The organism is Duganella sp. Dugasp56, from assembly GCF_047304105.1.
Lineage (GTDB): Bacteria > Pseudomonadota > Gammaproteobacteria > Burkholderiales > Burkholderiaceae_D > Rugamonas > Rugamonas hordei.
The window spans coordinates 43,329-68,592 of sequence record NZ_JBGLYQ010000001.1 but is presented as its reverse complement, the minus strand read 5'-3'; the positions used below and the strand labels follow the sequence as shown (position 1 = coordinate 68,592).

Annotated in this window: 29 protein-coding genes; 17 read left to right on the top strand and 12 right to left on the bottom strand. The window is 63.3% G+C overall.

Features of this window, described 5'->3' with window-relative positions; all coding sequences use genetic code 11:
* The first annotated feature begins 25 nt into the window (after positions 1–25).
* A complete protein-coding gene (locus tag ACCD07_RS00315; RefSeq protein WP_413446149.1) occupies positions 26–625 on the top strand; it encodes a TetR/AcrR family transcriptional regulator in 600 nt (199 codons plus the stop codon).
* 134 nt (positions 626–759) lie between these two features.
* A complete protein-coding gene (locus ACCD07_RS00310; protein WP_413446148.1) occupies positions 760–1,761 on the top strand; it encodes an NADP-dependent oxidoreductase in 1,002 nt (333 codons plus the stop codon).
* Between the two features lie 89 nt (positions 1,762–1,850).
* On the opposite strand, the gene ACCD07_RS00305 is transcribed toward ACCD07_RS00310, so the two are convergent.
* Positions 1,851–2,168 carry a FlxA-like family protein gene (locus tag ACCD07_RS00305; RefSeq protein ID WP_413446147.1) on the bottom strand — a complete coding sequence of 106 codons (318 nt, stop codon included), beginning with the start codon at positions 2,166–2,168 and terminating at the stop codon, positions 1,851–1,853.
* A 119-nt stretch (positions 2,169–2,287) separates the two neighbouring features.
* Between ACCD07_RS00305 and ACCD07_RS00300 the strand changes: the two genes are divergently transcribed.
* The 5 genes from ACCD07_RS00300 (at position 2,288) to ACCD07_RS00280 (ending at position 9,052) form a co-directional block, all read left to right on the top strand.
* Entirely contained in the window at positions 2,288–3,241 is a 954-nt protein-coding gene (locus tag ACCD07_RS00300; RefSeq protein ID WP_176650969.1) for a MurR/RpiR family transcriptional regulator, read from the top strand.
* 44 nt (positions 3,242–3,285) lie between these two features.
* Positions 3,286–4,449, top strand: a complete 1,164-nt coding sequence (locus tag ACCD07_RS00295) for a cyanophycinase (protein ID WP_413446245.1) — start codon at positions 3,286–3,288, stop codon at positions 4,447–4,449.
* A 132-nt stretch (positions 4,450–4,581) separates the two neighbouring features.
* Entirely contained in the window at positions 4,582–5,709 is a 1,128-nt protein-coding gene (locus ACCD07_RS00290) for a polysaccharide lyase family 7 protein (RefSeq protein ID WP_413446146.1), read from the top strand.
* Entirely contained in the window at positions 5,709–6,611 is a 903-nt protein-coding gene (gene gspK, locus ACCD07_RS00285) for a type II secretion system minor pseudopilin GspK (protein ID WP_413446145.1), read from the top strand. The genes ACCD07_RS00290 and gspK overlap by 1 nt, the downstream gene beginning before the upstream one ends.
* A 113-nt stretch (positions 6,612–6,724) precedes the next feature.
* Positions 6,725–9,052 (top strand): GH92 family glycosyl hydrolase, encoded by a 2,328-nt coding sequence (locus ACCD07_RS00280; protein WP_413446144.1) that lies wholly within the window; start codon positions 6,725–6,727, stop codon positions 9,050–9,052.
* Positions 9,053–9,102: 50 nt separating this feature from the next.
* Here ACCD07_RS00280 and ACCD07_RS00275 read toward each other — a convergent pair whose 3' ends face one another.
* The 7 genes from ACCD07_RS00275 to ACCD07_RS00245 form a co-directional block, all read right to left on the bottom strand.
* Positions 9,103–9,468 carry a glyoxalase superfamily protein gene (locus ACCD07_RS00275; RefSeq protein WP_413446143.1) on the bottom strand — a complete coding sequence of 122 codons (366 nt, stop codon included), beginning with the start codon at positions 9,466–9,468 and terminating at the stop codon, positions 9,103–9,105.
* Between the two features lie 6 nt (positions 9,469–9,474).
* Complete coding sequence (locus ACCD07_RS00270; RefSeq protein ID WP_413446142.1) at positions 9,475–9,846, bottom strand: VOC family protein; 372 nt, start codon at positions 9,844–9,846, stop codon at positions 9,475–9,477.
* 50 nt (positions 9,847–9,896) lie between these two features.
* Positions 9,897–10,817, bottom strand: a complete 921-nt coding sequence (gene ppk2, locus ACCD07_RS00265) for a polyphosphate kinase 2 (protein ID WP_413446141.1) — start codon at positions 10,815–10,817, stop codon at positions 9,897–9,899.
* Between the two features lie 14 nt (positions 10,818–10,831).
* A complete protein-coding gene (locus tag ACCD07_RS00260) occupies positions 10,832–12,430 on the bottom strand; it encodes an inorganic phosphate transporter (RefSeq protein WP_413446140.1) in 1,599 nt (532 codons plus the stop codon).
* Between the two features lie 73 nt (positions 12,431–12,503).
* Positions 12,504–13,247: an NRDE family protein gene (locus tag ACCD07_RS00255; protein ID WP_176650648.1), complete on the bottom strand. Its 744-nt coding sequence runs from the start codon at positions 13,245–13,247 to the stop codon at positions 12,504–12,506.
* A complete protein-coding gene (locus ACCD07_RS00250; protein ID WP_176650649.1) occupies positions 13,238–13,525 on the bottom strand; it encodes a DUF4936 family protein in 288 nt (95 codons plus the stop codon). The genes ACCD07_RS00255 and ACCD07_RS00250 overlap by 10 nt, the downstream gene beginning before the upstream one ends.
* Before the next feature lies 1 nt (position 13,526).
* Positions 13,527–14,537, bottom strand: a complete 1,011-nt coding sequence (locus ACCD07_RS00245; RefSeq protein ID WP_413446139.1) for a YgfZ/GcvT domain-containing protein — start codon at positions 14,535–14,537, stop codon at positions 13,527–13,529.
* Between the two features lie 168 nt (positions 14,538–14,705).
* Between ACCD07_RS00245 and mltG the strand changes: the two genes are divergently transcribed.
* The 5 genes from mltG to ACCD07_RS00220 are packed head-to-tail and all read left to right on the top strand — an operon-like array spanning position 14,706 to position 18,320.
* Positions 14,706–15,695, top strand: a complete 990-nt coding sequence (gene mltG, locus ACCD07_RS00240) for an endolytic transglycosylase MltG (protein WP_176650651.1) — start codon at positions 14,706–14,708, stop codon at positions 15,693–15,695.
* Positions 15,696–15,699: 4 nt separating this feature from the next.
* Positions 15,700–16,317 (top strand): dTMP kinase, encoded by a 618-nt coding sequence (gene tmk, locus ACCD07_RS00235; RefSeq protein ID WP_176650652.1) that lies wholly within the window; start codon positions 15,700–15,702, stop codon positions 16,315–16,317.
* A gap of 47 nt (positions 16,318–16,364) precedes the next feature.
* Positions 16,365–17,405, top strand: a complete 1,041-nt coding sequence (locus ACCD07_RS00230) for a DNA polymerase III subunit delta' (protein WP_176650653.1) — start codon at positions 16,365–16,367, stop codon at positions 17,403–17,405.
* Positions 17,406–17,408: 3 nt separating this feature from the next.
* Entirely contained in the window at positions 17,409–17,789 is a 381-nt protein-coding gene (locus tag ACCD07_RS00225) for a PilZ domain-containing protein (protein WP_176650654.1), read from the top strand.
* A gap of 15 nt (positions 17,790–17,804) precedes the next feature.
* Complete coding sequence (locus ACCD07_RS00220) at positions 17,805–18,320, top strand: N-acetyltransferase family protein (protein WP_413446138.1); 516 nt, start codon at positions 17,805–17,807, stop codon at positions 18,318–18,320.
* On the opposite strand, the gene ACCD07_RS00215 is transcribed toward ACCD07_RS00220, so the two are convergent.
* Entirely contained in the window at positions 18,295–18,885 is a 591-nt protein-coding gene (locus tag ACCD07_RS00215) for a DNA-binding protein (protein ID WP_176650656.1), read from the bottom strand. The genes ACCD07_RS00220 and ACCD07_RS00215 overlap by 26 nt on opposite strands.
* Before the next feature lie 65 nt (positions 18,886–18,950).
* Positions 18,951–19,967: an alpha/beta fold hydrolase gene (locus ACCD07_RS00210; RefSeq protein ID WP_413446137.1), complete on the bottom strand. Its 1,017-nt coding sequence runs from the start codon at positions 19,965–19,967 to the stop codon at positions 18,951–18,953.
* 66 nt (positions 19,968–20,033) lie between these two features.
* Between ACCD07_RS00210 and ACCD07_RS00205 the strand changes: the two genes are divergently transcribed.
* The gene (locus ACCD07_RS00205; RefSeq protein WP_413446136.1) at positions 20,034–20,813 is read left to right on the top strand and encodes a TatD family hydrolase; all 780 of its coding nucleotides are present in this window, start codon (positions 20,034–20,036) and stop codon (positions 20,811–20,813) included.
* A 7-nt stretch (positions 20,814–20,820) separates the two neighbouring features.
* Positions 20,821–21,492: an ankyrin repeat domain-containing protein gene (locus tag ACCD07_RS00200; protein ID WP_413446135.1), complete on the top strand. Its 672-nt coding sequence runs from the start codon at positions 20,821–20,823 to the stop codon at positions 21,490–21,492.
* Between the two features lie 11 nt (positions 21,493–21,503).
* On the opposite strand, the gene ACCD07_RS00195 is transcribed toward ACCD07_RS00200, so the two are convergent.
* On the bottom strand, positions 21,504–22,301 hold the full coding sequence (locus tag ACCD07_RS00195) for an alpha/beta fold hydrolase (RefSeq protein WP_353403617.1): 798 nt from the start codon (positions 22,299–22,301) through the stop codon (positions 21,504–21,506).
* A 185-nt stretch (positions 22,302–22,486) separates the two neighbouring features.
* On the opposite strand from ACCD07_RS00195, the gene ACCD07_RS00190 reads away from it, so the two are divergent.
* The 3 genes from ACCD07_RS00190 (at position 22,487) to ACCD07_RS00180 (ending at position 24,046) form a co-directional block, all read left to right on the top strand.
* Positions 22,487–23,410, top strand: coding sequence for a methyltransferase domain-containing protein (locus ACCD07_RS00190; protein WP_413446134.1), 924 nt, complete (start codon positions 22,487–22,489; stop codon positions 23,408–23,410).
* 58 nt (positions 23,411–23,468) lie between these two features.
* Positions 23,469–23,717, top strand: a complete 249-nt coding sequence (locus tag ACCD07_RS00185) for a hypothetical protein (RefSeq protein WP_353403619.1) — start codon at positions 23,469–23,471, stop codon at positions 23,715–23,717.
* 131 nt (positions 23,718–23,848) lie between these two features.
* Complete coding sequence (locus ACCD07_RS00180) at positions 23,849–24,046, top strand: hypothetical protein (RefSeq protein ID WP_176650662.1); 198 nt, start codon at positions 23,849–23,851, stop codon at positions 24,044–24,046.
* Here the strand turns inward: ACCD07_RS00180 and ACCD07_RS00175 are convergent.
* A complete protein-coding gene (locus tag ACCD07_RS00175) occupies positions 24,043–25,200 on the bottom strand; it encodes a phospholipase A (RefSeq protein WP_176650663.1) in 1,158 nt (385 codons plus the stop codon). The genes ACCD07_RS00180 and ACCD07_RS00175 overlap by 4 nt on opposite strands.
* Between the last annotated feature and the right edge of the window lie 64 nt (positions 25,201–25,264).

Here is a 25,264-nt window from a genome sequence, read left to right as displayed (position 1 = left end):
ACAACACATTTTTTTGAAATCGTGTATGATGATCATCATGCGAAATTCAAAACCCACCACCAGAACGACAGCCAAGGAAGCCTCGCATGAGCGCATCGTGTCCGCCGCTGCGCGGGCGATCCGTCGCAGCGGCTATGACGGAACCGGAGTCGCCGACATCATGAAGGAGGCCGGGCTGACCCATGGGGCTTTCTACGCCCACTTCGCCTCGCGCGAGGCCATGCTGGCGGAAGCAGTGGGGCGGGCCTGCGCGGAGTCGGCCGCCGTGGCGGCAGACGTCGTGGCCAGTGTGCCGCCGGAACAGGCTTTGACCTACATGCTCCACGCCTATCTCTCGCGAGAAAACCTGGAGCAGGTGGAGCAGGGATGTCCGCTGGCCGCGCTGGGCTCGGAGACCGTGCGCCAGGCGCCCGAAGTCCGGCGCGTGACCACCCGGTACATCAAGGAAATGGTCGATCTTGTTGCCCGCCAGTCGCCGGATTGGGGGCAGCCCGGTGTCCACGAACGCTCCCTCGTGACCATCGCTGCCATGGTCGGCACCTTGCTGTTGGCCCGCGTCGTCGACGAGCCGGCGCTATCCGACAGTCTGCTGACGGCTGCCTTGAAGCATCTGCCTATCGCCTGACACCACTGAAATCCATCAATTCTTCGCTTGCCTAAAAATATGATGATCGTCATACGAAAATAAAAATTACGTCCCCGTCGTGGAGTCATATGACGCCATGCACAACCCTCGCTACGTCAGGAACAAGGAAAATCATGAAAGCGCTCACCTTCAAACGCTATGGCAAGTCGCCCGACATCGGCATCTCGGACGTTCCCCGCCCCACGCTCAAGCCCAACGAGCTGCTGGTTCAGGTCCACGCCGCGGGCGTGAACCCGATCGACAACATAATCCCCACCGGCATCTTCAAACCCGTCCTTCGGTTCCGGCTTCCGGCTACGCTGGGCAGCGATCTGGCCGGTGTGGTGACGGAGGTCGGCAGCGGCGTGACTCGCTTCAAGCCCGGCGATGCAGTCTTCGCCAGCATCTTCGACATGGGCACGGGCTCGATCGCCGAGTTCGCGGTGGTGCCGGAGAGCGCCGCCGCGATGAAGCCGGCCAACCTGGACTTCGTGCAGGCGGCATCGATCCCGATGGTTGGGCTCACCTCGTGGCAGGCGCTGAAAGAACGCGCCATTCTTCGCGCCGGTCAAAAAGTGTTCATCCCTGCAGGCTCCGGCGGCATTGGCACGTTTGCGATCCAACTGGCAAAGCACCTGGGCGCCAAGGTGGGAACGAGCACCAGCACGGGCAACGTCGAACTGGTGAGCAGCCTTGGCGCGGACGAGGTGGTTGACTACAAGAAGCAGGAGTTCGAGAAAGTGCTGCGCGGCTACGACGCGGTGCTTGGCACGGTCAGGGGGGATGCGTTGGAGAAAACCGTCGATATCCTCAAGCCGGGAGCCACGATGGTATCCCTGGTCGGACCACTGGACGCGGCATTCGCCCGCGCTCGACGGCTGAACTTCTTGCTGACGTTCGTGTTCGGCTTGATGAGCCGCAAGATCATGCGTCTTGCGAAAAGGCGGGATGTCGCCTACTCATTTTTGTTCGTGCGTCCCGATGGCGATCAACTCGCCCAAATCGGCGAACTCCTGGAGGGAGAGCACATCCGGCCGGTGATCGACAAGGTGTTTCCATTCGAACAGGCAAAGGAAGCCCTTGAATACCTTGCCCAGGGGCGTTCCAGGGGCAAGGTCGTCGTCAAGATGAGATAGAGGCGATCAAAGCCCCCGGTGACCTGGTTTCACACGCCGGGACCTATGGCGGGGAGGGCAAGAGTCGGGCTACTGAGAGTTATTACATCTTATCTCTGCCGCCGCGCTTCCTCTTCCTTTTTCATATCCAGTTGCGCCTGGCGGTGCGTCTCGGCCTTGCGCCGTTCGTTTTCCTGGATTTGCGCGATTTGCCGCTCCAGCAGTTGTACGGTGCGGTTCAGATCCTCGATCTCCTTGATCAGCTGCAGGCGCACCTGGGGATCGCTGGTTTCCATCAGCTGCTTCTGCAGCGCGACGATCTGTTTGCGCAACTTCTTGATATTCCCGAGCAGGCCATTAATCTGTGCCTGGGCGCCGGAGCCGACACCCGCGCTGCGCGCGCCTCCTGAAGTAATGCTGGATACCATTGTGACTCCTGGTTGGTTTTTTGGCATTGTAAGTCAACTAACTGTGTATAAGTGTAAATACGACTCGAAATTTCCAGAAATATCAGTATCCTTACGTTCTTTCGAAAATCGAGGACTGCATGAAAACCAGCAAACCAGTTTCGGCGCCTGCGGTTCGATCGTCGTCGGCGGGTGTCGCGTTTGCGCAGTCGTCGCTGGGCCATGTGCTGTCCGGAGTCCTGGCCCAGGGCTCGGCATCGAATCGCAGCATCGCGAATTACCTGTTGCGCAACCCGATGCGGGTGACCGCACTGAAGATCGATGAAATGGCCGAAGGCTGCCAGGTGTCCACCGCGACCATCAGCCGCTTCGCACGCGATATCGGTTTCGCCAATTACGCCGCCATGCGCAGCGCCGTGGCCGAGACGCTGCATTCGGAAATGCAGCCGGTCGACAAACTGCGCCACTCGATAGAGAACCGCGAGGGCTCGATGTGGCCCGGCGGCGAGAGCGTGGAGTACGCGCTGGCCAATATCGGCGCTGCCCGCAACGCCTTGTCGCAGGCGGACATGGACCAGGTGGTGCAAAAACTGGGTGCGGCGCGTACCGTGTATGTGCTGGGTTTTGGATTGTCTTATTATCTGGCAGGCCTGCTGTCGCTGCATCTGCAGCCGTTCTGCCATCATGTGGTGGAGGTGGCGGCCGCGGGCGGCACCGAGGTCGCGGCCGGCCATCTGGCCACTATCGGAGCGGAGGATGTGCTGGTGGTGATCTCGTTCCCGCGTTATGCGCTCGACGTGGTCCGCCTGGCGCAGTATGCGCGCGACCACCAGGCCTGCGTCATCGCGCTGACCGATGCTCCGGCCTCGCCGCTGGTGGAAATGTCGCAGCACGTGCTGTATGCGAACAGCACCCATCCGGTCCTGCCGAGCAGCTCGACGGCCGCAGTGGCGATCATTGAAGCGCTGGCGGTGTCGTTGATGGTGTCGAACAAGGATAATGTGGAGAAGGCCGCGCGACTGACGGAGGCGATATCCGCCTACCTGTACGGCCCGACGGCCGGCAAGAACGGCAAGGGAAAGGGCAAGGCGTGAGCTATCTTCTTCGTGTGATCCGGGTCTGCGCTTTGCTTTGCGCGATGCTGCCGGCCGCGCAGGCGGCGGAGCAGGCGCCTCAGGGTTCACTGGTCATCGTCGGCGGCGCGCTGCGTGCCGATAACGCCGAAATCTGGCAGCGGGTCGTCAAGCTGGCCGGCGGCGCCGGTGCGCGGATTGCCGTCATCCCGGCCGCCGCGGCCAATCCCGTGCGCTCCGGCGCCAACCTGGCCGGATACCTGAACCACTACGGCGCCTCGGCGTTCGTGGTGCCGCTGGCGGTGCGCCTGAAGGATCATGACTATCGCCGCGATGCGGAGGACGCGGCGCTGGCCGCATCGATCCGCCAGGCCGGCGGCGTCTACTTCGCCGGCGGCGACCAGGCGCTGATCACGCAGGCGCTGGTGCGCGCGGACGGCAGCCGCACTGCGGCGCTGGAAGCGATATGGGATGTGTACCGGCGCGGCGGCGTGATCGCCGGCAGCAGCGCCGGCGCCGCCATCATGAGCGCCACCATGTACTACAACGCCAAGACGGTATTCGGCACCCTGAGCCAGGGCGTCAACGATGGCGTGGAACTGGCGCCGGGACTGGGCTTCATCGGCAACGACGTCTTCGTCGACCAGCACCTGCTGGCGCGCGGACGCTTTGCGCGCATGCTGCCCGCGATGCTGAAGAGGGGCTACAAGCTCGGGCTGGGCATCGACGAGAATTCGGCGCTGATCATCGGCCCGCAGCACGAAGTGGAGGTGATCGGCTACCAGGGCTCGCTGTTGCTCGACCTGTCGCAAGCCAAGACCAGCGGCGCCAAGGAATTCAACCTGTCGAATGCGCGCATCAGCTATCTCGATCACGGCGACCGCTATAACCTGGCCACGCGCCGCTACACGCCATCGGCGGACAAGGCCGATGGGCTGCTGGATCCGCTCAAACCGGAGGAGAAGGATCCGGTCTATTCGACCGACGTCCTCGGCCACAACACGGTGCTGGTGATGCTGGAAAAGCTGATCGACAACGTGCAGACCGAGGCGATCGGCATCGCCACCGCGGGCCCGGGCGAGCCGTTCCAGGAGCTGGGGTTCGAGTTCAAATTCACCCGCACGGCCGACAGCGTCGGTTATGCGTCCGCCACCACCGACGCGTATACGATCCTCAATGTACGGCTCGATGTGCGTCCGCTGCAGATCACGCGGCCTTGGTATAAGTAAACGTTTTACTTTGAAAATACTCACTGGTTCCGTTAAAACAACGACATATTAGAAAAACGTTTACCTTGAATTGTGTGTTGAGTATGATGAATTGGCAATTCACCCGAAAATAAACTACAGGGGACACTCGACATGCAAAAAATTTCAGCTCAGGCAGCGATCGCTGCTGTGCTGCTGGCGGCGCTCGCCCCGGCTTCGGCACAGACCAAACTGACGATCGCCAATTCCAACATCACTGCCAGCGGCAGCGACACCAACCTGCCGGTCAACGCCAACGACGGTTCGCTGGCCACGCGCTGGTCGGCCGACGCCACCGCCGGCGCGCAGTGGCTGCAATATAACCTCGGCGCCTGCTACAAGGTCGCTTACGCCAACCTGGCCTGGTACAACGGCGATACGCGCAAATACAGCCTGTCGCTGAAGACGTCGAACGACGGCAGCAGCTGGAGCGACGTATTCAACGGCACCAACAGCGGCACCACGGCGCAGCTCAAACCCTACACCTTCGGCGACAAGTCGGCCAGGTACGTACGGGTGCAGAGCACGGGCAGCGATGTGAACAAGTGGGTCAGCCTGTCGGAGATGGAGATATGGACCAACGGCGCGGGCAGCTGCACCGGCCTCGATACCGCCAAGGCGCCGGGGCAGAATTTCGACCTGTCCGGCTATAAGCTGCAGACGCTGGACGGTTCGCTGCAGCTCAAGCAGGTCAGCCCGATCGGCAGCTACACCGATCCGTATTTCTACACCGACGGCTCCACCGGCGCGATGACGTTCTACGTGCCTTCCGGCGCCGGCTCGACCGCCAATTCGGAGTATCCCCGCTCCGAAATGCGCGGCAACGCCACCTGGAACATGGGCGGCACGCATACGCTGTCGGCATCGATGAAGGTGCTGCAGCAGCCGGCCACCGGCAAGATCATCATCGGCCAGATCCACGGCGAGCAGACCGGCGGTTCCGAGCTGCTGAAAATCCGCTGGACCAATGGCGATGTGCTGATGGGCGTGAAGCAGCACTTCGCCGATCCGGAGCAGCAGATCCTCATCAAGAGCGGCCTGGCGCTGGGTGACAACATCGACTACACCATCAAGCTGGTTGGATCGACGGTGACAGTAACGGTGAACGGCACTTCCAAGTCCTATACCTACGAGACGGCGTCGTGGAGCGCGATCGACCTGTACTTCAAGATCGGCGCGTACTCACAGGATTCGTCGGCCGACGGCACCCATGCCAAGGTCGCGGTAACGGCGCTGCAGTAATGCCCGCGCGGCGGAGGGGACGTCAACGCGGCGTGGCCGTGGTGACGGCCTTGCTGCTGACGGCGCTGTCCGTCACGCTGGTCACCGGTATCTTCTGGCAGCAGCAGGTACTGGTGCGCGGCATGGAGGGGCAGCGTTTGCAACTGCAGGGCAAGCTGATAGTGCGGGCGGCGCAGGATGCCGCGCGCCTCGCGCTGCTCGACGCGGCGGCGCAGGCCAACGTCACCACGCTGGACGGCGCCTGGACCGCGCCGCTGCTGGAGGACCGGCTGGACCGCTACCTCGGGCAGGATGCCGGGCCGGGAGGGATGGGCTCCGGTGGCCGGCTGGCGCAGCGCATCGTCGACGCGCAGTCGCGCTTCAATCTGCGCAACCTGGCGCCCGGCGGCAAGATCGACCTGTTCCAGGTGACGGCGTTTTCGCGGCTGCTGGCGGTGCTGCGGCTCGATACCGGGCTGGCTTACCGGGTGGCGGAAGCCGTCGCCGGCGCGCAGAAGGGCATGGATATCCAGCGGCTCGACGACCTGCGCACCATCGCCGGTTTCAGTCCGGCGGCACTGGAACGCTTGCGGGAGTTCGTCGTCGTGCTGCCGGAGACGACGCCGGTCAACGTGAACACGGCTTCGCCGGAGGTGCTGACGACGGTGGTCAACTTCTCGCTGCAGGATGCGCGGGAACTGACAGGCCGCCGCCGGCAGGCTTATTTCACGGGACCCAGCGACTTCGCGTTCCGGCTGAACGACAAGGAGACGCTGGAGGGCGTCAGCTACGAGGTCTCGAGCAGCTACTTCCTGGTCGACAGCACGCTGACGCTGGCGCGCGCCACGCTGCGCATGCAGGGGCTGATACAGCGCGGAGCAGGGAAGGCCGGCGCCGCACTGCTATGGTCACGGGAGGACTAGACGAGGGCATTGTTTAGCGAATTTACTAAACAATGCCCATCGCGGCGGGGAAGTGATTGACCGGTGCCCTGTCCGGGGCTATAAAGTCGGATCGTCCCTGTACTGGAATCCGAATGAACGCGACTAAACTCTTTTCAACCGCCGCCGCGCTGTCGCTGGTCCTTGCACTACCGTCGATCGCGACCGGCCAGACCACACCGGCCGCCGCGGTCGATGTTTTCATCGGCACCGGTGGCGACGGCCATACCTTCCCCGGCGCGGCGCGGCCATTTGGCATGATCCAGCTGAGTCCCGATACGCAGGTGCGGCCGTTCCGCCAGAGCTATCCATGGGCGTCCGGCTACCGCTACGAGGACGACAGCATACTCGGCTTCTCGCACACGCACTTCTCCGGCACCGGCCATTCCGACCTGGGCGACGTGCTGCTGATGCCGTACAGCGGCGAGACCAAGCTGGAGCCGGGTTATCCGGAGCGTCCGTTCAGCGGCTACCGTTCGCGCTTCAAGCACCAGGACGAGCATGCGGAGCCGGGCTACTACGCCGTCAAGCTGGTGGACAACGACGTCGATGTCGAGCTGACCGCCAGCGAGCGTGTCGGCCTGCACCGCTACCGGTATGCCAAGGGCGCCGAGGCCAAGGTGATACTGGACCTGCGCAGCAGCATCTACGACTACAAGGCCAAGAACCTGTGGTCGCGGCTGCGCGTGCGCGACAACACGCTGATCACCGGCATGCGTGAAACGCGCGGCTGGGCGGCCGGGCGCCAGCTGTATTTCGCGATATCGTTCTCGCATCCGCTGACCTCGCGCGCATTGCGCAACATGGAGCTCGATGTCGAGTACAAGGGCTTCGCCGGTCCGGGCAGCGGTCCGGGCGACAAGGCCGTGGTGGAGGGCAAGGCGCTGGTCGGCGCGCTGGAGTTCGGCGTGCCGCCGGATGGCCAGCTCGAAGTGAAGGTGGCGATTTCCGCCGTCAGCGAGGAGGGCGCCATCGCCAACCTGGGCGAGATGCCGGGCTGGGACTTTAATGCCGAGCGCGCGAAAGCATCGGCGGCATGGAACGAGGCGCTGGGCGCGGTGGCGATAGAAGCCGCGCCGGACATGCGCAAGATGGTCTACACGGCGCTGTATCACAGCATGCTGGCGCCGAGCCTGTTCATGGACCGCGACGGACGCTATCGCGGTCCGGACAACGAGGTGCACCAGGCGCAGGGCTTCCGCTTCCATTCGACCTTCTCGCTGTGGGACACCTATCGCGCGCTGCATCCGCTGCTGACGCTGATCCAGCCGGAACAGCGCAACGTCGATTTCGTGCGTTCGCTGATCGAGTCGCAGAAGGCCAGCCCGTACGGCATCCTGCCGGTATGGCAGTTCCACGGCCTGGAGACGTGGTGCATGATCGGCTATCACGCGGTGCCGGTCATCGCCGATGCCTACATGAAGGGACTGAAGGGCTTTGACGCCGAGGAGGCGCTGAAGGCCATGACCAGCAGCGCGGAATATGGTCCGTATGGCGGCTTGCAGTACTACATGAAGCTGGGCTACGTGCCGATCGACCTGGAGCCGGAAGCGGCGTCGAAAACGGTGGAGTATGCGTTCGACGACTGGACCATCGCGCGCATGGCGGAGAAGATGGGCAAGAAGGATATCGCGGCGCGCTACTACAAGCGGGCGCAGAACTATCGCAATTCGTTCGACGTGAAGACCGGCTTCCTGCGGGCGAAAAAATCGGACGGCACGTTCCGCGAGCCGTTCGATCCTGTGCTGTCCAACTTCGGCAGCGACTACACCGAGGGCAGCGCGTGGCAGTATTCCTGGTATATGCCGCACGATAACGCGGGCCTGATCAAGATGCTGGGCGGCGATGCCGGCCTGCAGAACAAGATCGACATGATGTTCGACGCCAAGGTGGACGAGAAGGTGTATGCGCACATGGAGGATATCTCCGGCCTGATCGGCCACTACGCGCATGGCAACGAGCCGTCGCATCACGTGGCTTACCTGTACAACTATGCCGGCGCGCCGTGGAAGACGCAGAAGCGTCTGACGCAAGTGGTGGCGTCGCAGTACAGCGCCAAGCCGGACGGCTTGTCGGGCAACGACGACCTGGGGCAGATGTCGGCATGGCTGGCCTTTACGGCACTGGGCTTCTACCCTGTGGCGCCGGGCAGCAACGAGTACGTGATCGGCCGGCCGTTCCTGGACAAGGCGGTCATGAATCTGCCGAACGGGAAGACCTTCACCATCCGCGCCGCCGGCTTGGGCGCGGAGAACGTGTACGTGGCCGGCGTGACCCTGAACGGCAAGCCGCTGGCGCAGACCTTCCTGCGCCATGAGCAGATCACGGCGGGCGGCGAGCTGGTATTTACGATGTCAAGCAAGCCGAATATGGATTGGGGCAAAGGCGCCGCCGCGCGTCCCTACACGCAGACGGCGTATTGATTCAGCGGGGTAGGTGCGCCCGCTCCGCATCGCAGGCGGCGGGGCGAGTCCTACTCGCCGCTCTGAACGAAGGTGAGGCGGTTGCCGGATGGGTCCTTGATCGACATCTCGCTGCCGCCCCAGGGCGGATTTTCGATGCCTGGACGGGCGTGTTTGAACTGCTTGGCATTGAGCTCGGCATGGTATTCCACCAGGCCGTTGGTCTGGATGCGTAGCGCGGCGCCGGGGCTGCAATCGCCGAAATGCTCGGTGAGGTGCAGCACGCAGCCGCCTTTGGACACCTGCATGTAAAGCGGCAGGTTGTCTTCGAAGCGGTGCTCCCAATCGACCTTGAAACCGAGGAAGTCCACATAGAATTCGCGCGTCTTCGCTTCGTCGAAGCTGCGCAGGATGGGGGTGACTTGTCCGAGGATCATGGTGGCCTATAGGTGTTGGTCGATCAGCACCGGATTGCCGTCGGGATCGATGACGATGATGCTGGCCGGACCGGTGGTGGTCTCGTCAGCCTCGGAGGCGAGGGCGACGCCTTGCTCCTTGAGCTGGCGCTGGATCTCGCGCACGTCGGTAAAGCCGTCGAGCGGCTTGGCGCCCTGGTCCCAGCCGGGATTGAAGGTCAGCATATTCTTCTCGAACATGCCCTGGAACAGGCCGACGACGTGGTCGCCGTTCTTCATGATCAGCCAGTTCTGCGACGCATTGCCGCCGAACTCCTTGAACCCCAGCTTTTCGTAGAAAGCCCGCGAGGCGGCAAGGTCCTTGACCGCCAGGCTGATGGAAAATGCGCCGAGTTGCATGTCGATCTCCTAACGTGGCTGATCGAACAACTTTAGCACACTTGCCCCGCTCAGTACACCTCGGGCACGATGATCTCGGTCGGCACCGGACGGCGCACGTAGTCGTCGTGATACTCGCGCTCTGGCAACTGGATTACCGGATGTTCGACTTCCTCGTACGGCATCTGCTCCAGCAAATGGTGGATGCAGTTCAGCCGCGCCTTCTTCTTGTCGACGCCTTGCACCACCCACCACGGCGCCTCCGGAATATGGGTGCGCTCCAGCATGATCTCCTTGGCCCGGGTGTATTCCTCCCAGCGGCGGCGCGATTCCAGGTCCATCGGGCTCAGTTTCCACTGCTTCAGTGGATCATGAATGCGGCCCAGGAAGCGCGCGTTCTGCTCTTCGTCGGAAATCGAGAACCAGTATTTGATCAGCTGGATGCCCGAGCGGGCCAGCATGCGTTCGAACTCCGGCACGGTCTGGAAGAATTCCTCGTACTGGTCGTCGGTGCAGAAACCCATCACGCGCTCGACGCCGGCGCGGTTGTACCAGCTGCGGTCGAACAGCACGATCTCGCCGGCCGCCGGCAGGTGCGACACGTAGCGCTGGAAGTACCACTGCGTGCGTTCGCGGTTGTTCGGCGCCGGCAGCGCGGCGACGCGGCAGACGCGCGGGTTCAGCCGCTGCACGATGCGCTTGATCACGCCGCCCTTGCCGGCGGCGTCGCGGCCCTCGAACAGGATCACCACCTTGTGGCCGGTGTGGACCACCCAGTCCTGCAGCTTGACCAGTTCCGCCTGCAGGCGGAACAGCTCGCGGAAGTACTGGCGCCGCGCTTCCTTGGCTTCGGCGCTGCGTTCGGTGACCACCACTTCGCGCGTGACCGGATCGATCTCGCGGTCTTCCAGTTCCATTTCCAGCTCTTCGTCGTAGCTGTCGGTCAGTTCGCGCTGTACGCGTTCCATCAAATCCTGTTCATTCAATTGCATGGTCATTCCTTGGTTCAGAAAATATGGGAGAACAGCCAGAACAGCGATCCCGATAACAGGATCGCCACCGGCAGCGTCAGCACCCAGGCCATGGCCAGGTTGCGGACGGTGGACCATTGCAGGCCGGAGCGGTTGGCCGCCATCGTGCCGGCCACGCCGGACGACAGCACGTGCGTGGTCGATACCGGCAGGCCGTAGACGTCGGCGGCGCCGATGGTCAGCATGGCCACCAGTTCGGCCGACGCGCCCTGTGCGTAGGTCAGGTGAGACTTGCCGATCTTCTCGCCGACGGTGACGACGATGCGCTTCCAGCCTACCATCGTGCCCAGGCCCAGCGCGATGGCCACCGCCACCTTGACCCACAGCGGAATGAACTTGGTGGCGTCGTCCAGCTGCTTGCGGAAGGCCTTCAGGTTGGCGGCGGTATCCTGGTCGAAGGGCAGGGCCTTGGACTTGTCCAGCAGGCGCATGGCCTCGGCGGCGAGGTACATGTCGTTGCGGACGTTGCCGACGGCTTCGGCCGGCACCTTGGCCAGCGAGCCATGCAGCTTGACGGCCTGGCCGATCTCGCCGGTCAGCGCCGCCAGCGCAGGCACCACGGCCGGGGTCATTTCCTTGCTGCGGATGTAGCTCGACAGCACGGTGCGCGGCTCGGCCGCCGCCAGCGCGTCCGGCACCGCGTATTTTTGCAGCGACTGCTGGGTGACCTGCGCGACGGCGACGAACTGCGTCACCTGGTCGGCCGGCATGGCGCGGTTCAGCGCATAGGCCATCGGCACGGTGCCGACCAGGATCAGCATGATCAGGCCCATGCCCTTCTGGCCGTCGTTGGAGCCGTGCGCGAAGGAGACGCCGGTGCAGGTGAGGATCAGCAGGCCGCGGATGTACCAGGGCGGCGGGGCGTTGCCCACCGGGGCCTCGTACAGCTCGCGGCTCTTGACCAGTGCGCGCAAGGCCAGCAGCAGCAAGGCGGCGCAGCCGAAACCGACCATCGGCGACAGCAGCAGCGAGTAGCCGACCTTGGCCGCCTGCGCCCAGTCGACGCCGGCGGTGCCGTCGCGGCCGTGCATCAGCGCGTTGGCGATGCCGACGCCGAGGATGGAGCCGATCATCGTGTGCGACGACGATGCAGGCAGGCCGAGCGCCCAGGTGCCGAGGTTCCAGATGATGGCGGCGATCAGCAGCGCGAACACCATGGCGAAGCCGGAGCTGGTGCCTACCTGCAGTATCAGCTCGACCGGCAGCAGCGAGATGATGCCGAAGGCGACCGCGCCGCTGGACATCAGCACGCCGAGAAAGTTGAAGCAGCCGGACCACACGACGGCGACGTTGGCCGGCATCGAGTTGGTGTAGATGACGGTGGCGACGGCGTTGGCGGTGTCGTGGAAGCCGTTGACGAATTCGAAACCGAGCGCGATCAGCAGGGCGACGCCGAGCAGGATGTACGGCAGCCAGCTGGTGGCGACCGGACCGGCCTCGGTGACGTCGGCGCTCAGGCTGTAGGCGCTGAACAGCAGGCCGGCGACCAGCAGCACGACGAAGATGGCGGCGGTGAGGGGAGTGTTCTTGCTGTCAGCGGGGCTGACGCGCGCAGCTTGGACTATCGTATTCATGCCATTCAGCTCCGGTATAAATTTGGTAACTGAATGTACTTGCCGAATGTGACAGAGGTATGACGACTTTCCGTTAGTGGATCAGCATCTCCTGCAAGGTCGCGGGGGCGTTGGCGTACAGCTTGACCACGGTGGAGGTGCGGGTGCCGTAGCTCGGGCTTTCGATGCGCACCGCCGACAGCGTCCGCTCCAGGTCCAGCGGGACGCCGGTTTCCGGCAGGCGCTGGTCGGGGGCCGGCGTGGTGTCGGCCAGCATTTCGAAGAAGGCGTCGTCCGGCGCGCCCAGGCACAGCAGGCTGGCGAACTGGGCCTTGGTCTTCAGCACCTTCGGCCATGGCGCGTCCAGCAGCGCGTTCGACAGGCCGTACACGCCCGGTTCCAGCGGCTTGCCGTTGCGCGGGTCGTTGTCGCCGCGGTTGGAGAACCAGATCAGCGTGTCGCGGTCGCCCAGCACCAGGTTGAAACCGTTGTAGGCGCCGGCGCCGGGGCGGATCGCGTCGACGTATTGCTGCGGCGTCATGCTGCCGGCCAGGAAGTCGGACACCAGGTGCCCGCGCGAGGGCGCGTCGTCCCGGTGCTCGGCCGGAGCGCGGATGTTGGTGATGGCGGCAAAGCGCGACGGGCCGTTGTCGCCGGACGGCTGGGTGATGCCCATCCAGCTGCCGCCGGCCTTGAGGTCGCGGCCGGCGTAGATTTGCGGATGCTCCGGCCACACGCCGGCCGGCGCGGTGGCACGCTGGTAAAACTCGTCACGGTTGGCCGCGGCCACCAGCGGTACTCCCGGTATGACCCGCCAGGCAAAAACGATCAGGCACATGGGGCTAAATCCGTAAAAACTTCGGTGTGGCGCGCGCCGGCTATCCATGCGGACAAGCCGGCTTGTTCTGCCGCGGCGCCGAGCGCCGCCGCAAATCCGTCAGGCGTGGCGGCATACACTTCCATCCACGTCTGCATGCCGTCCTTCGCTTCCGGACGGCGCTTGAGCTGACCGGTCACGCCATGCTGCGCGGCAAGTTCCGCCTGCATCGAGACGACCGCCGCCTGCAAGGGCGCCGCGTCGGCGTCCTTGACCTGGTAGTAAATATAGAGATCCATGCTAGAGATCGAGCGGGTCCAGCAGGTATGGCATGTCGAGGAAGATCAGCGGCGCGCCGTCGGCCGAGCCGAGGCGGACCGAGGCCGCTTCGATGGCGGCCAGCTTCATTTCGACCAGTGCGTCGATGCCGCCGTGGCCGTTCGGCGCGGCGTTGACGATCATGCCGCAAGGCTGCTCGGGGTCGGCCGTGGCGAACACTTCAACACCGGCCGCGGCGGCCGCGTCGGCGATGGTCACCAGGGTGGTGCGCCGCTTGAGCTTGCCCAGATACTGGCTGCGGGCGACGATTTCCTGTCCCGGGTAGCAGCCTTTCTTGAAATTGACGCCGCCCAGCAGCTCGAAATTGATCATCTGCGGGACGAACTGTTCCTGCGTGGCCTTGGTGATCTGCGGCACGCCGGCGTGGATTTCGGACAGGTGCCAGGCGTCCGTGCGGCCCACGGCCAGCTTGTCGGCCAGCACCGGCGCCACCGTGTGGGCGGTCTCGGCGGACATCAGCCACTGGTAGCGCGGCGCGCCAAACGCGTCGGCGACGCGGATCAGCGTGCCCAGCGGATGGTCCAGCTTGGCGAACGGTTGCGCGGGCAGGGTGTCGAACCAGTTTTGCAGGACCGCTTCGGCCAGGCCGCCGCCGAGGCCGATGACGACCTGGTTGGCCGGCGCCTCGGTGGCGTCGCTGAGCTTGGTCTTGGCGCGCAGCACGAACATGCCCAGCCGCTTCTGCACCGGCGCCTGGATCTCGCGCGGCAGCTGCAGGAAGATGGTGGTCTCGCTACGCCACATCAGGAACGAGGCCAGCAGGCGGCCTTTAGGCGAGCAATACCCGGCCAGGCGCGCTTCGCCCGTGCCCAGGTGTTCGACATCGTTGGTCAGCTGGTTGTGCAGGAAGGCGGCCGATTCCTCGCCGTCCAGCGCGATCAGGCCCTGGTCGGCGATCGGCGCGGCGAAACCCACGGCCAGCTGGGTGGTCGTCAGCACCTGCGATGCTGAAAGTTCATTCCAAGAAGACATAATTTCCAATAATTTGACGATTAAAGCATTATCATTACGGGCTCATTATAGTGATGTCGGACGGATCGCGTCGGATGCTGCGCAAAACGCGGCACTGGCGGACTGTGCCAAGAAGTGGCAAGCTGTGCGACTTGATCCAACACTTGATCCAACCCAACGGCTTTAACAATGGCTTTTATAAAAAAAATCATCACTCTTTGCATCATGCTGGCGATCGCCGGCGGCGGCTATTTCATGTACTGGTCGCAGCACCCGATCATCGGCGACGAGATCGAGCCTATCGAATTCAATATCACCCCGGGCAGCGGCGCCCATGCGGCCGGCCAGCAGATCGCCGAGGCCGGCGTGCCGATCGAGCCGCTGCTGTTCAACCTGCTGGCGCGCGTGACCAATAAGAGCGGCAAGCTGAAGGCCGGCGCCTACGAGCTGAAGCCGGGCACCACGCCGCTGCGCCTGATCGACCAGCTGGTGCGCGGCGAGTTCGCGCAAGAGCAGCTGACCATCATCGAAGGCTGGACCTTCCGCCAGATGCGGGCCGCCATCGCCGCCCACAAGGGCTTGAAGCACGACACCGTGGCGCTGTCCGACAAGGAAGTGATGAGCGCGATCGCCTCGGAGTACAAGTTGCCGGAAGGCCTGTTCTTCCCGGATACTTATTTGTTCGCCAAGGGCGCCAGCGACCTGCAGATCTACAAGCAGTCGCACGCGATGATGCTCAGCCACCTGGCCGAGGCCTGGGACAAGCGCGATCCTTCGCTGCCGTACAAGACGCCGTACGAGGCGCTGACCATGGCCTCCATCGTCGAAAAGGAAACCGGGCAAAAGTCCGAGCGCGGCATGATCGCCGGCGTCTTCGTCAACCGCCTGAAGATCGGCATGCTGCTGCAGACCGACCCGACTGTAATCTACGGCATGGGCAACAAATACGACGGCAAGATCCACAAATCGGATCTGGAAGCCGACACCCCTTACAATACCTATACCCGCACCGGCCTGCCGCCGACGCCGATCGCCCTGCCGGGCGTGCAATCGTTGTCGGCCGCGCTGGCCCCGGCCAAGACGCCGGCCCTGTATTTCGTCTCCAAGGGCAATGGCACCAGCCAGTTCTCGGACAATTTGACCGACCACAATCGGGCAGTAAACAAGTATCAACGATAAGCACATGACTCAACACAGCGGTAAATTCATCACCTTCGAAGGCATAGACGGCGCCGGAAAATCCACCCACATCGCCTTCGTCGGCGACTACATCAAGGCGCGCGGCATAGCACTGGTCAGCTCGCGCGAGCCGGGCGGCACGCCGCTGGGCGAAAAGCTGCGCGACCTGGTGTTGCACGAAAAGATGCACCTGGAAACCGAAGCCCTGCTGATGTTCGCCAGCCGCCGCGAGCACATCGCGCAGGTGATCGCGCCGGCGCTGCACAGCGGCGCCTGGGTCATTTCCGACCGCTTCACCGACGCCAGCTTCGCCTACCAGGGCGGGGGGCGCGGCATGGACCTGGCCAAGCTGGAAGCGCTGGAGCAGTGGGTGCACCCGCACCTGCAGCCGGACCTGACCTTGCTGTTCGACGTGCCGCTGGAAGTGGCGCGCGCGCGGCTGGACGCCACCCGCTCGCTGGACAAGTTCGAGCAGGAAAAGGCCGATTTCTTCGCCGCCACCCGCAACGAATACCTGCGCCGCGCCGCGCAATTCCCCGAGCGCTTCCGCGTCATCGATTCGACCCAGACCATCGCCGAGATTCAAACCCAGATCGGCGCCATCCTCGACGAGTTACTTTAACTTTAAAAGCATTGCATAAGCGCTTGTTTTAAAACAGAATACTAATAATGAGCAATTCCATCTACCCGTGGCAGGAAGCGTCTTGGCAGCAGCTGCAACTGCTGCGCCAGCGCATGCCGCACGCGATCCTGTTCCACGGCGCGGCCGGCATAGGCAAGTCCGACTTCATCGAACGCTTCGCCCAGGGCTTGCTGTGCGAAGCGGTATTGCCCGACGGTCACGCCTGCGGCCAATGTTCCTCCTGCGGCTGGTTCTCCCAGCAAAACCATCCGGACTACCGCCGCGTGCGGCCGGAGGCGCTGGAAGACGAGCCTGCCGCCGAAGGCGAAGAAGGCGAGGGCGAGAGTAAGAAGACCGCCAAGTCGACCAAGGCGCCGTCCAAGGAAATCAAGATCGAGCAGATCCGCGCATTGGCGGATTTCATGAACATTTCCACCCACCGCCAGGGGCTGCGGGTGGTGGTGCTGTATCCGGCCGAGGCGCTGAACATGCCTGCCTCCAACGCCTTGCTGAAGACGCTGGAAGAGCCGCCGCCGGGCACCGTGTTCCTGCTGGCGTCGAACAGCCTGGACCGCCTGTTGCCGACCATCCTGTCGCGCTGCCGCAAGTTCGCGCTGCCCATGCCCAGCCATGCCGAAGCGCTGGCCTGGCTCAAGGCGCAAGGCGTGGCCGACGCTGACAGCTGGCTGCGCGAGCAGGGCGGCGCGCCGCTGGCCGCGATGGCGCAGGCCGAAGTGGGCAACCGCGACGATCTGGAGGTACTGCTGCAGCTGCTGGCCCGTCCCAGCGTCGAAGGCGCGTTGAAAGTTGCCGACAAACTGCAAAAAGTGCCGCTGAGTGCCCAAGTTTCCTGGTTGCAGCGCTGGCTTTATGATGTGTTTTCCTACAAACTGGCAGGTAACATCCGGTACTATCCTCGTTACCAGAAGGAACTGGCGAGTCTGGCCGACAAGATTCACGTCAGCCGCCTGCTGGCCGCGATCAAGGGAGCTAACGAACGCCGCGCGACGGCCGATCATCCCCTGTCGCCCAAGCTGTTCCTGGAGGATATGTTGCTGGACTACGCCGCCTGCTGCGCTGAAAGGTAACCCATGTCTGCTGCCAGCCCTATCGATCCGAACACCGTGCCGCTGGCACGGCCGACGGTGCTGTCGCTGGCCATCAAGGAAAAAGCGGCCCTGTACGCGGCCTACATGCCTTTCCTGAAGAACGGCGGCGTCTTCGTGCCGACCCAGAAACCGTACAAGATCGGCGACGAGATCTACCTGATCCTGGCGCTGATGGACGACCCGAACAAATACCCGATCGCCGGCAAAGTCGCCTGGATCACGCCGGCCGGCGCGCACAACAACAAGGCGCAGGGCATAGGCGTGCATTTCCCCGAAGACGAAAGCGGCCAGCGCGCCCGCCTGCGCATCGAAGAGATCCTCGGCGCAGCGTTGCGTTCATCGCGCGCCACCCATACCCTGTAACCTTGCTTTTATGCCATGACTTTCCGCCATCGCCTCGCCACGCTTGAAGACTTGCCAACCGTCGTAGCCATCTACAACACCACCATCGCCTCGCGCGAAGTGACCGCCGATACCGAACCGGTGTCGGTCGAATCGCGCCTGCCGTGGTTCCACGACCATACGCCGGAGAAGCGTCCGCTGTGGATCATTGAAAAGGCCGACGACGTGTCGGAGCGGCCGGAAACGCTGGGCTGGATGTCGTATTCCAACTTCTACGGCCGTCCGGCCTATTCGGGCACGTCGGAAATCTCGATTTATATCGCCGAGGCATGGCGCGGCAAGGGCATAGGCGGCTACTGCATCGAGCAGGCCATCGCGTATGCGCCGGCCATCAAGGTGCACACCTTGCTGGGTTTCATCTTCGGCCACAACAAGCCCAGCCTGGGCCTGTTCGCCAAGTACGGCTTTGAAACCTGGGCCAACCTGCCCAAGGTGGCCAACCTCGACGGCGTCGAGCGCGACCTGATTATCCTGGGAAAACGCGTGGCGTAAGCTGGATCTGGCCTGCCGGGCGCAGGCCGTCGAAATCGAATACCGCGGAGCGGCCGCCGGCAAGGCTCATGCCGAATGGTGAGATTTCGCTGCGGCCGTCGCGCGAGGACGATTGCAGATTGCTGAAATTGCCGAAGCCGTCGGCCAGCGGCGGCGGGTTGGTGTAGCCGCCGGGGACGGGGTCGCCGCCCAGCTCTTCCACCCGGGCGGCCAGCCTGGCTACCGTGCGGCGCAGCTCGGCCAGTTCCTCTTCCTTCTGCCGCAGCGCCTGCTCGTGCTCGGCGCGCAGCGCATCCAGGCGGCGTTCGGCGTCGCCGTGCAGCTTGTCCGCCAGCTGTTCGACCACACCGAGCAGGGTGCGGGCGGTGTCCTCCCGCGTCATGCCGGCGCCGGCGTCCTCGCTGCCGAGTTCCTTCAAATACTTGTGGATAGTCGACTTGGAGCCGGTGCCCAGCATGAGGCGCACCGCGTCGACGGACGGGTAGCGTCCTTCCGCCAGCAGCTGATCGCGGCTTGCCCTGACTTGGGACTTGCTTAATCCTGTACGCGCCATTGGTCTCGTCATCCGTGGTTCAAGTTCGTAGTTGAGGATTGTAACAGCCTGGCGTCGATAGATGTCTCTCCGACCGCCTAAGGCTGCTTGAGCGCGCGGTCGACGGCGGGGCGGATCTGGTCCGCCGCGCAGAATACGGCCGAATGGCCGCAATCGCCCTCGAGCACGGTGGTGGTGGCGCGGATCTGCCGGGCCAGGGCCAGGGCAGGGGCCGGATTGACGATCAGGTCGGTGCGCGGGTTGATGATGTGGACCTTGGCCTTGATTTTTTTCGCCGCGTCGTCGCCGATATCCTGGGCCAGGAAGGCGCGCATCTGCCAGCGCGTGTCGTTGGCGTCGGCCGCGTCCGGATCGTATTCCACCGTCTCCGCGATGAACTTTTCAACCTCGGCAGGCCTGGTCTTGGCCGCGCGGTAGGCCGGCGTATCGAAATTCAGCGAAAAAATCTGGTGGTAGAGCGGCAGCCTGGGGTTTTGCTTGTAGCCGCCGTTGGCGTATTCCGGGTCGGCCAGCATGGCCGCTTCCTCTGTACGCCAGAACAGCAGGTCGTAGCTGGTCTGGCGCGGCGTGCCGGCGATGGGTACGGCCACCTTCATGAAATCGGGATGGCTGACCATCCACTGGAAGGTCTGCGTCGCCCCCATCGAGTAGCCGACGATGGCATGGACTTGCTTCAGGCCCAGCTTCTCGGTCAGCAGCCGGTATTCGGATTCCACCATGTCTCGGATGTTGAAAACCGGGAACGCCGTGCCATGCTGGCTGGCGCTGTTGGACGGCGAACAGCCCACGCCGTTGCCGATCGCATCGATGACTATTACGTAATGCCCGGCGGTGTTGAACAAGCCCTTGGCTCCGAGCAGACCCAGCGCCTCGGCGCTCTTGCCGGTATGCCAGGGCAGGAACACCACGGCATTGGAGCGGGCCGCGTTCAAGGTGCCCAGGGTCCGGTAACCCAGCTTGCAATCCTTGATGACGGCGCCGCTTTCCAGGCGCACGTCGCCGAGGTCGGCAAACTGCTGGGGCGGCGCTTCGGCGGCCAGGCCTGTTGACAGGGGGAGAGCGAGAGCGAGGGCGGGAAGGATGCGGCGGGGCATGCGGGGACTCCTCTTGGATTCGGATCGCCGATTCTAGGCCAGCTACGCATAGGTTACAATCACGGCATGTTTATCGATTCCCATTGCCACATCAATTTCCCCGAGCTGGCTGCTCGCATGCCCGAAATCCTGGCCAAGATGGCCGACAACAAGGTCACCCACGCGCTGTGCGTGTCGGTGGACTTGCCGGATTTCCCCCAGGTGCTGGCGCTGGCCCACGAGTATCCGCATATCTACGCCTCGGTCGGCGTGCATCCGGACTATGAAGACACGCCCGAACCGAGCGTCGAACAGCTGGTGGAGCTGTCCAACGATCCGAAGATCATCGCCATCGGCGAGACCGGGCTGGATTATTTCCGCCTGCAAGGTGATCTGGAATGGCAGCGCGAGCGCTTCCGCACTCACATCAAAGCATCAAGAATCACGCGTAAGCCCTTGATTATTCACACCCGCAGCGCCAGCGAGGACACCATCCGCATCATGCGCGAAGAGGGTGCGGGCACGGAGGCGGGCGGCGTGGCCGGCGTCATGCACTGCTTTACCGAGTCGCTGGAAGTGGCGCGCGCGGCGATCGACCTGGGTTTCTACATCTCATTCTCCGGCATCGTGACCTTCAAGAGCGCCAAGGACCTGCAGGCGGTGGCGCTGGAAGTGCCGCTCGAGCGCATCCTGATCGAGACCGATTCGCCCTACCTGGCGCCGATGCCGCACCGGGGCAAGATGAACGAGCCGGGTTTCGTCGCCCACGTCGGCGAGTATATCGCCAAGCTGAAGGGCATCCCGGTGGAGCAGGTCGCAGAGCAGACAAGCGCCAATTTCTTCAAACTATTCAACGTGGTAGCGTGACTTTCTCATGTTGATTCTATCCAAGCGGCGCCTGCTGTTGACCATGCTGGCATGCGCCTTGGCCGCGCCGGCCAGGGCCGCCGAGCAGAGCGATGACGAAGTCGACTTCTTCCGCGCGGCCCAGCTGAACAACACTTCCGGCATCAAGAAGCTGCTGGCGCGTGGCCTCAGCCCGAACCTGCGCGAACCGGCCGGCGAGACCGCCCTGATCGTCGCCATGCGCTATGAAGCCTACGACGTGGCCAGGATATTGATGGACCAGCCCGGCATCGACCTCGAAGCCAAGGCGCCCAACGGCAACACGGCGCTGATGATGGCGGCGTTCCGCCAGAACAAGGCGGTAGTGCTGGACATGATCAAGCGCGGCGCCCAGGTGAACCAGAAAGGCTGGACCGCGCTGCACTACGCGGCCGCCGCCGGCAGCGTCGAGGTCACCCAGCTGCTGCTGGACAACTACGCCTACATCGACGCCGAAGCGCCGTCCGGCATGACGCCGCTGATGATCGCCGCCCGCGAAGGCCAGGAGAAAGTCGTCGAACTGCTGCTGGAGCAGGGCGCCGACGCCTCGCTGATAGACGGCGGCTTCCACCTGACCGCCGCCGAATTCGCGACCAAGGCCGACAAGCCCTGGATCGCCAAGACCATCAACGCCCACCTGGCCGCCAAGGCCAAGCGCTAGCTGTCCGGCAGCTACAGGCTGGCCAGGAAATCGTGGATGTGAGCCGAACTGGTCGACGGTTCGCTCAGATGCGGACAGTGGCCGGTATTGTCGATCACTTGCAGCCGGCTGCGCGGCAGGTGCGCATGCAGATAGTCGCCAACCTCGCGCGGCGCGATCAGGTCGTCGCTGCACTGCAGGATCAGGGCCGGCACGGTGGACTTGGGCAAGTCCGCGCGATGGTCGGCGGTGAACGTGACCCGGGCAAAATGTTTGGCGATGGTTTGGTCGTTGCGCTCGAAGCGGTTCAGCAACTCCATGGAGAGCGCGGGAAACCGCGGCGCGCCCATGATGGCCGGGGCCATCTTTTTTATCCACGTCAGATAGTTTTCTTCCATCAGTTGCAGCAATCCTTCAATGTCTTCGGGATTGTAGCCGCCGACGTAGTCGTCATCGTTGATGTAGCAGGCGGACGGTCCGATCATGACCTGTCCGGCGAACCGCTCCGGCGCCTCGATCGAAGCCAGCATGCCGATCATCGCGCTGACCGAGTGGCCGACGAAGATCACCGGCCCGGTGGCGCAGGCCTCGATGACATCGAGGATGTCATTGGCGTGGCCGTGCAGGCTGCCGTATTTCTCGTGATCGTAGGCGCTCAGGTCGGATTCGCCGCAACCGACCAGGTCCAGCAGTATGACCTGGTAGCGCTCGGCGAACGCCGGCGCCAGGAAGCGCCACATCTGCTGGTCGCAGCCGTAGCCGTGCGCGAACATGATGGTTTTCGGGCCGGAGCCCAGGCAGTGCACATTGTTCCGGCGTTGAATGGTCATGAAGTTTCCGGAGGTTATGGTGGCGCTAGTATAGACACCAATGGCGGCTGGTGCTTGGCTTTTCAACAACGCCCGAATTGACGGGTTTTTGGGCTCCAGTTCCCAGCTTGGCGGGTCAACATTGTTGACGATAATGGCTCCAGTGCATTGCTCCCAGACACAATGCGCATCAACCAAGGATACCCATGCTGAACGAACGCGAGATTGAAAGCTGCTATCTGGGGCAATTCATTCCAGTCCACTACCATCACAACATGCTGATGGATCAAAACCGCATGCACGGCTTCAAGTCGGCGATCGATTACGCGGTCAAGCCCGGCGCCAAGGTGCTGGAATTGGGCGGAGGCACCGGCGTGCTGTCGTGGTTCGCGGCGGCCAAGGCGGACAAGGTCTATTGCGTCGAGTTCAATCCCGACATGGTCAAGGAAGCGCGCAAGATGCTGGCGCTGAACCCCAACGGCGAAAAGGTCGAGGTGGTGCATGCCGACGCCTTCGAATACCTGCCGCCGGAACCGGTCGACGTCGTCATCTGCGAGATGATCCACGTCGGCATGCTGCGCGAAAAACAGGTCGAAGTCATCGAATCGTTCAAGCGCCGCTATACCGAACGCTTCGGCGGCCCGCTGCCGGTGTTCCTGCCGGAAGCCGTCATCATGGCGGTGCAGCCGCTGCAGCAGGAATACGATTTCGAAGGTTTCTACGCGCCCATCGTGCAGTTCCAGGAAACCACCGTCATCTATCCCGGCACCGTGGAGATGGCGCAGCCGGCCGTCTACAGCATTATCGACTTCAACCAGCCCAACGAGCTGACCTATTCGTGGCAGGGCAAGTTCGTGGTCGAACGCAGCGGCGAGATCAACGCCATGCGCTTCGTCACCAAGAACATCCTGGCCGTGGTGAGCGAGCGCTCGTCCACCATCGACTGGCTGAACCACTACATGACCTTGCCTCTGGCCACGCCGGTCCAGGCGCGCGAGGGCGACGTGCTGCAGGTCACTTTCCAGTACCGCGCCGGCGGTTCGATCCCGTCGCTGCAGGCTTCGCTGCGCGCCGACATCCTCTACGAGGCGGCAATGCAGCTCTTTCAATCTGTTCCCGCCTACGCGTAAATAGTCTCCACGAAGGTCGTTCCGCAGCGTATATTTCGTCTTTTGCACAGAGAAATATATGGAACAGAACGACCAGCGCTACCTCATCCAGCAGAACAAGATCGCCGACGGCGACACCAAGCCGCCCGTGTTTGCCAAAGTCATGCGCAGCAAGGAAGGCGTGTTCGAAGGCGTTTCCTTCATCAAATCCAAGGAAAAAGCGTCGATCCTGACCATCGAGCAGGCCAACCAGGCCATCGAATGGGCGGCCAAGAAGAAACCGAACGCCCACGAATACGTCACCAAGATCATCTGCGTCGGCCAGTAATCTCCATTCATCCGCGAATTCCCGCGATTGATCGCGCTTTTCTGCAGTTGGTCGCATGGCAATTGCCCGTCGCCGGGCAGCGCATTACAGTGATAGCATTGACAACGCATTAACTGACTCGGGAGCATCTCATGCTGGGATTCGTGCTGTGGCTGGTTCTGTTATTCCTGTGCTGGCCGCTGGCTTTGCTGGCGCTGGTGCTGTATCCGCTGCTCTGGCTGATCAGTCTGCCATTCCGCCTGATCGGCATCGGCGTCGAGGGTGTGTTCGAGCTGCTGCGCGCCGTCGTCATGCTGCCGGCGCGCATACTGCGCGGCTCGCCCCGTTAAAAGTCGACCAGGAATCCCGCTCCCAGGGATTTCTGCGAATAGTTGTAGTCGATCAGGCTTTGGCCGTAGCCGGTGAACGCCTGCAAATACCCCTTCAGGTTGGCCGACAGCGGGAACGCCCATCCGGCCTGCAGGGCGCCGTGGCGGGTCGAAAAATTCCTCCGCGCCATCAGCGAGACTTCGTGGCCGTTGCTGCGGTAGCTCAGATTCAGGTCGCCGTGGCCCAGATAGTCGGTGATGTCGATGTTGTCGTTGTCCGAACGGGCGTTGTCCAGCCGCTTCCACAGGCGCAATTGCGCGGCGAACTTGCCGTGTTCCGCCCCCACCTCCGCATAAACCCGGTTCCAGCTGCGCGACAGCGTGGACGTCTGCCCGTTCGACTGGTGCACCATGCCCAGGGTCAGGTAGCGGATGTCCAGCGCGCTGCCCAGTGCCAGGCTCAGCGGCGTGGTCAGCATCAGTTCCGGCTGGTAGTTGGTCTCGCGGAAGGGGCTGGAGGCGGCGCGGTTGTACGCTTGCCAGAAGCTGTTCTGGGTGTAGCCGAACCACAGGTCGACCGGCGTATTGAGCATCTGTTCGATCAACTTCATCTTGAAGCTGAGCTGGTAAGTCAGTTCCACGTGCTTGGACTTGACGCCGGCCGGCGTGAAATCCTCAAAAGGCCCATCGTTGGAGCTGGTGCTGTAGTTGGCCAGCAGCAGGTAGGTGTCGCGATGGGGGCGGAAATTGAACACGCCGCGCTTGGCCGAGCGGTCCAGCTCCCACCATTGCACCATGCGCGACACCGTGTCTTCCGGCGGAATCGTGGTGATGGCCGCCAGTTTGGACGGCAGCTTGGGCTCGGCCGGAGGGTCTGCCGGCTGCGTCGCTTGCGTGGGCGCCGCCGAGGATGGCTGGGTGATCGCCGTCACCAGCGCGCTGGTCTTGCCGGGATCGGGTTTGCCGACCGCGTTGCCGCCGGCGGCGGTGACGGCGGGCCCGGTTTTCGACAGGCCGTCATAGCAGGCGAGGCGCGCGCTGGCGTCGCCGAGCAGCGCGCAGCGTTCCAGCCGCATCTCCAGGTCGGAGGCTTGCGGTGATGCGGCTTGGGCCAGGGCCAAGCCAGGGGCCACGCCCAAGGTCAGGATAAATGAGATTTTCGGTCGAAGCGGCATGCAGATTTTCCAGGTGATGTAAGCTATACAGGTTGCTGTTTGTTCCACAGACTATATTACTTGC

Excerpts from the sequence above, each read along its gene's own strand:
- ACCD07_RS00225 (WP_176650654.1), top strand. The coding sequence starts at position 17,409 with ATGTCTGCTGCCAGCCCTATCGATCCGAACACCGTGCCGCTGGCACGG.
- ACCD07_RS00205 (WP_413446136.1), top strand. The coding sequence starts at position 20,034 with ATGTTTATCGATTCCCATTGCCACATCAATTTCCCCGAGCTGGCTGCT.
- gspK (WP_413446145.1), top strand. The coding sequence starts at position 5,709 with ATGCCCGCGCGGCGGAGGGGACGTCAACGCGGCGTGGCCGTGGTGACG.
- ACCD07_RS00310 (WP_413446148.1), top strand. The coding sequence starts at position 760 with ATGAAAGCGCTCACCTTCAAACGCTATGGCAAGTCGCCCGACATCGGC.
- ACCD07_RS00290 (WP_413446146.1), top strand. The coding sequence starts at position 4,582 with ATGCAAAAAATTTCAGCTCAGGCAGCGATCGCTGCTGTGCTGCTGGCG.
- ACCD07_RS00280 (WP_413446144.1), top strand. The coding sequence starts at position 6,725 with ATGAACGCGACTAAACTCTTTTCAACCGCCGCCGCGCTGTCGCTGGTC.
- ACCD07_RS00255 (WP_176650648.1), bottom strand. The coding sequence starts at position 13,247 with ATGTGCCTGATCGTTTTTGCCTGGCGGGTCATACCGGGAGTACCGCTG.
- ACCD07_RS00220 (WP_413446138.1), top strand. The coding sequence starts at position 17,805 with ATGACTTTCCGCCATCGCCTCGCCACGCTTGAAGACTTGCCAACCGTC.
- ACCD07_RS00185 (WP_353403619.1), top strand. The coding sequence starts at position 23,469 with ATGGAACAGAACGACCAGCGCTACCTCATCCAGCAGAACAAGATCGCC.
- ACCD07_RS00305 (WP_413446147.1), bottom strand. The coding sequence starts at position 2,168 with ATGGTATCCAGCATTACTTCAGGAGGCGCGCGCAGCGCGGGTGTCGGC.
- ACCD07_RS00270 (WP_413446142.1), bottom strand. The coding sequence starts at position 9,846 with ATGCAACTCGGCGCATTTTCCATCAGCCTGGCGGTCAAGGACCTTGCC.
- ACCD07_RS00215 (WP_176650656.1), bottom strand. The coding sequence starts at position 18,885 with ATGACGAGACCAATGGCGCGTACAGGATTAAGCAAGTCCCAAGTCAGG.
- ACCD07_RS00190 (WP_413446134.1), top strand. The coding sequence starts at position 22,487 with ATGCTGAACGAACGCGAGATTGAAAGCTGCTATCTGGGGCAATTCATT.
- ACCD07_RS00175 (WP_176650663.1), bottom strand. The coding sequence starts at position 25,200 with ATGCCGCTTCGACCGAAAATCTCATTTATCCTGACCTTGGGCGTGGCC.
- ACCD07_RS00260 (WP_413446140.1), bottom strand. The coding sequence starts at position 12,430 with ATGAATACGATAGTCCAAGCTGCGCGCGTCAGCCCCGCTGACAGCAAG.
- ACCD07_RS00250 (WP_176650649.1), bottom strand. The coding sequence starts at position 13,525 with ATGGATCTCTATATTTACTACCAGGTCAAGGACGCCGACGCGGCGCCC.
- ACCD07_RS00300 (WP_176650969.1), top strand. The coding sequence starts at position 2,288 with ATGAAAACCAGCAAACCAGTTTCGGCGCCTGCGGTTCGATCGTCGTCG.
- ACCD07_RS00210 (WP_413446137.1), bottom strand. The coding sequence starts at position 19,967 with ATGCCCCGCCGCATCCTTCCCGCCCTCGCTCTCGCTCTCCCCCTGTCA.
- ACCD07_RS00230 (WP_176650653.1), top strand. The coding sequence starts at position 16,365 with ATGAGCAATTCCATCTACCCGTGGCAGGAAGCGTCTTGGCAGCAGCTG.
- ACCD07_RS00245 (WP_413446139.1), bottom strand. The coding sequence starts at position 14,537 with ATGTCTTCTTGGAATGAACTTTCAGCATCGCAGGTGCTGACGACCACC.
- ACCD07_RS00315 (WP_413446149.1), top strand. The coding sequence starts at position 26 with ATGATGATCATCATGCGAAATTCAAAACCCACCACCAGAACGACAGCC.
- mltG (WP_176650651.1), top strand. The coding sequence starts at position 14,706 with ATGGCTTTTATAAAAAAAATCATCACTCTTTGCATCATGCTGGCGATC.
- ACCD07_RS00275 (WP_413446143.1), bottom strand. The coding sequence starts at position 9,468 with ATGATCCTCGGACAAGTCACCCCCATCCTGCGCAGCTTCGACGAAGCG.
- ACCD07_RS00200 (WP_413446135.1), top strand. The coding sequence starts at position 20,821 with ATGTTGATTCTATCCAAGCGGCGCCTGCTGTTGACCATGCTGGCATGC.
- ppk2 (WP_413446141.1), bottom strand. The coding sequence starts at position 10,817 with ATGCAATTGAATGAACAGGATTTGATGGAACGCGTACAGCGCGAACTG.
- ACCD07_RS00295 (WP_413446245.1), top strand. The coding sequence starts at position 3,286 with ATGCTGCCGGCCGCGCAGGCGGCGGAGCAGGCGCCTCAGGGTTCACTG.
- tmk (WP_176650652.1), top strand. The coding sequence starts at position 15,700 with ATGACTCAACACAGCGGTAAATTCATCACCTTCGAAGGCATAGACGGC.
- ACCD07_RS00195 (WP_353403617.1), bottom strand. The coding sequence starts at position 22,301 with ATGACCATTCAACGCCGGAACAATGTGCACTGCCTGGGCTCCGGCCCG.
- ACCD07_RS00180 (WP_176650662.1), top strand. The coding sequence starts at position 23,849 with ATGCTGGGATTCGTGCTGTGGCTGGTTCTGTTATTCCTGTGCTGGCCG.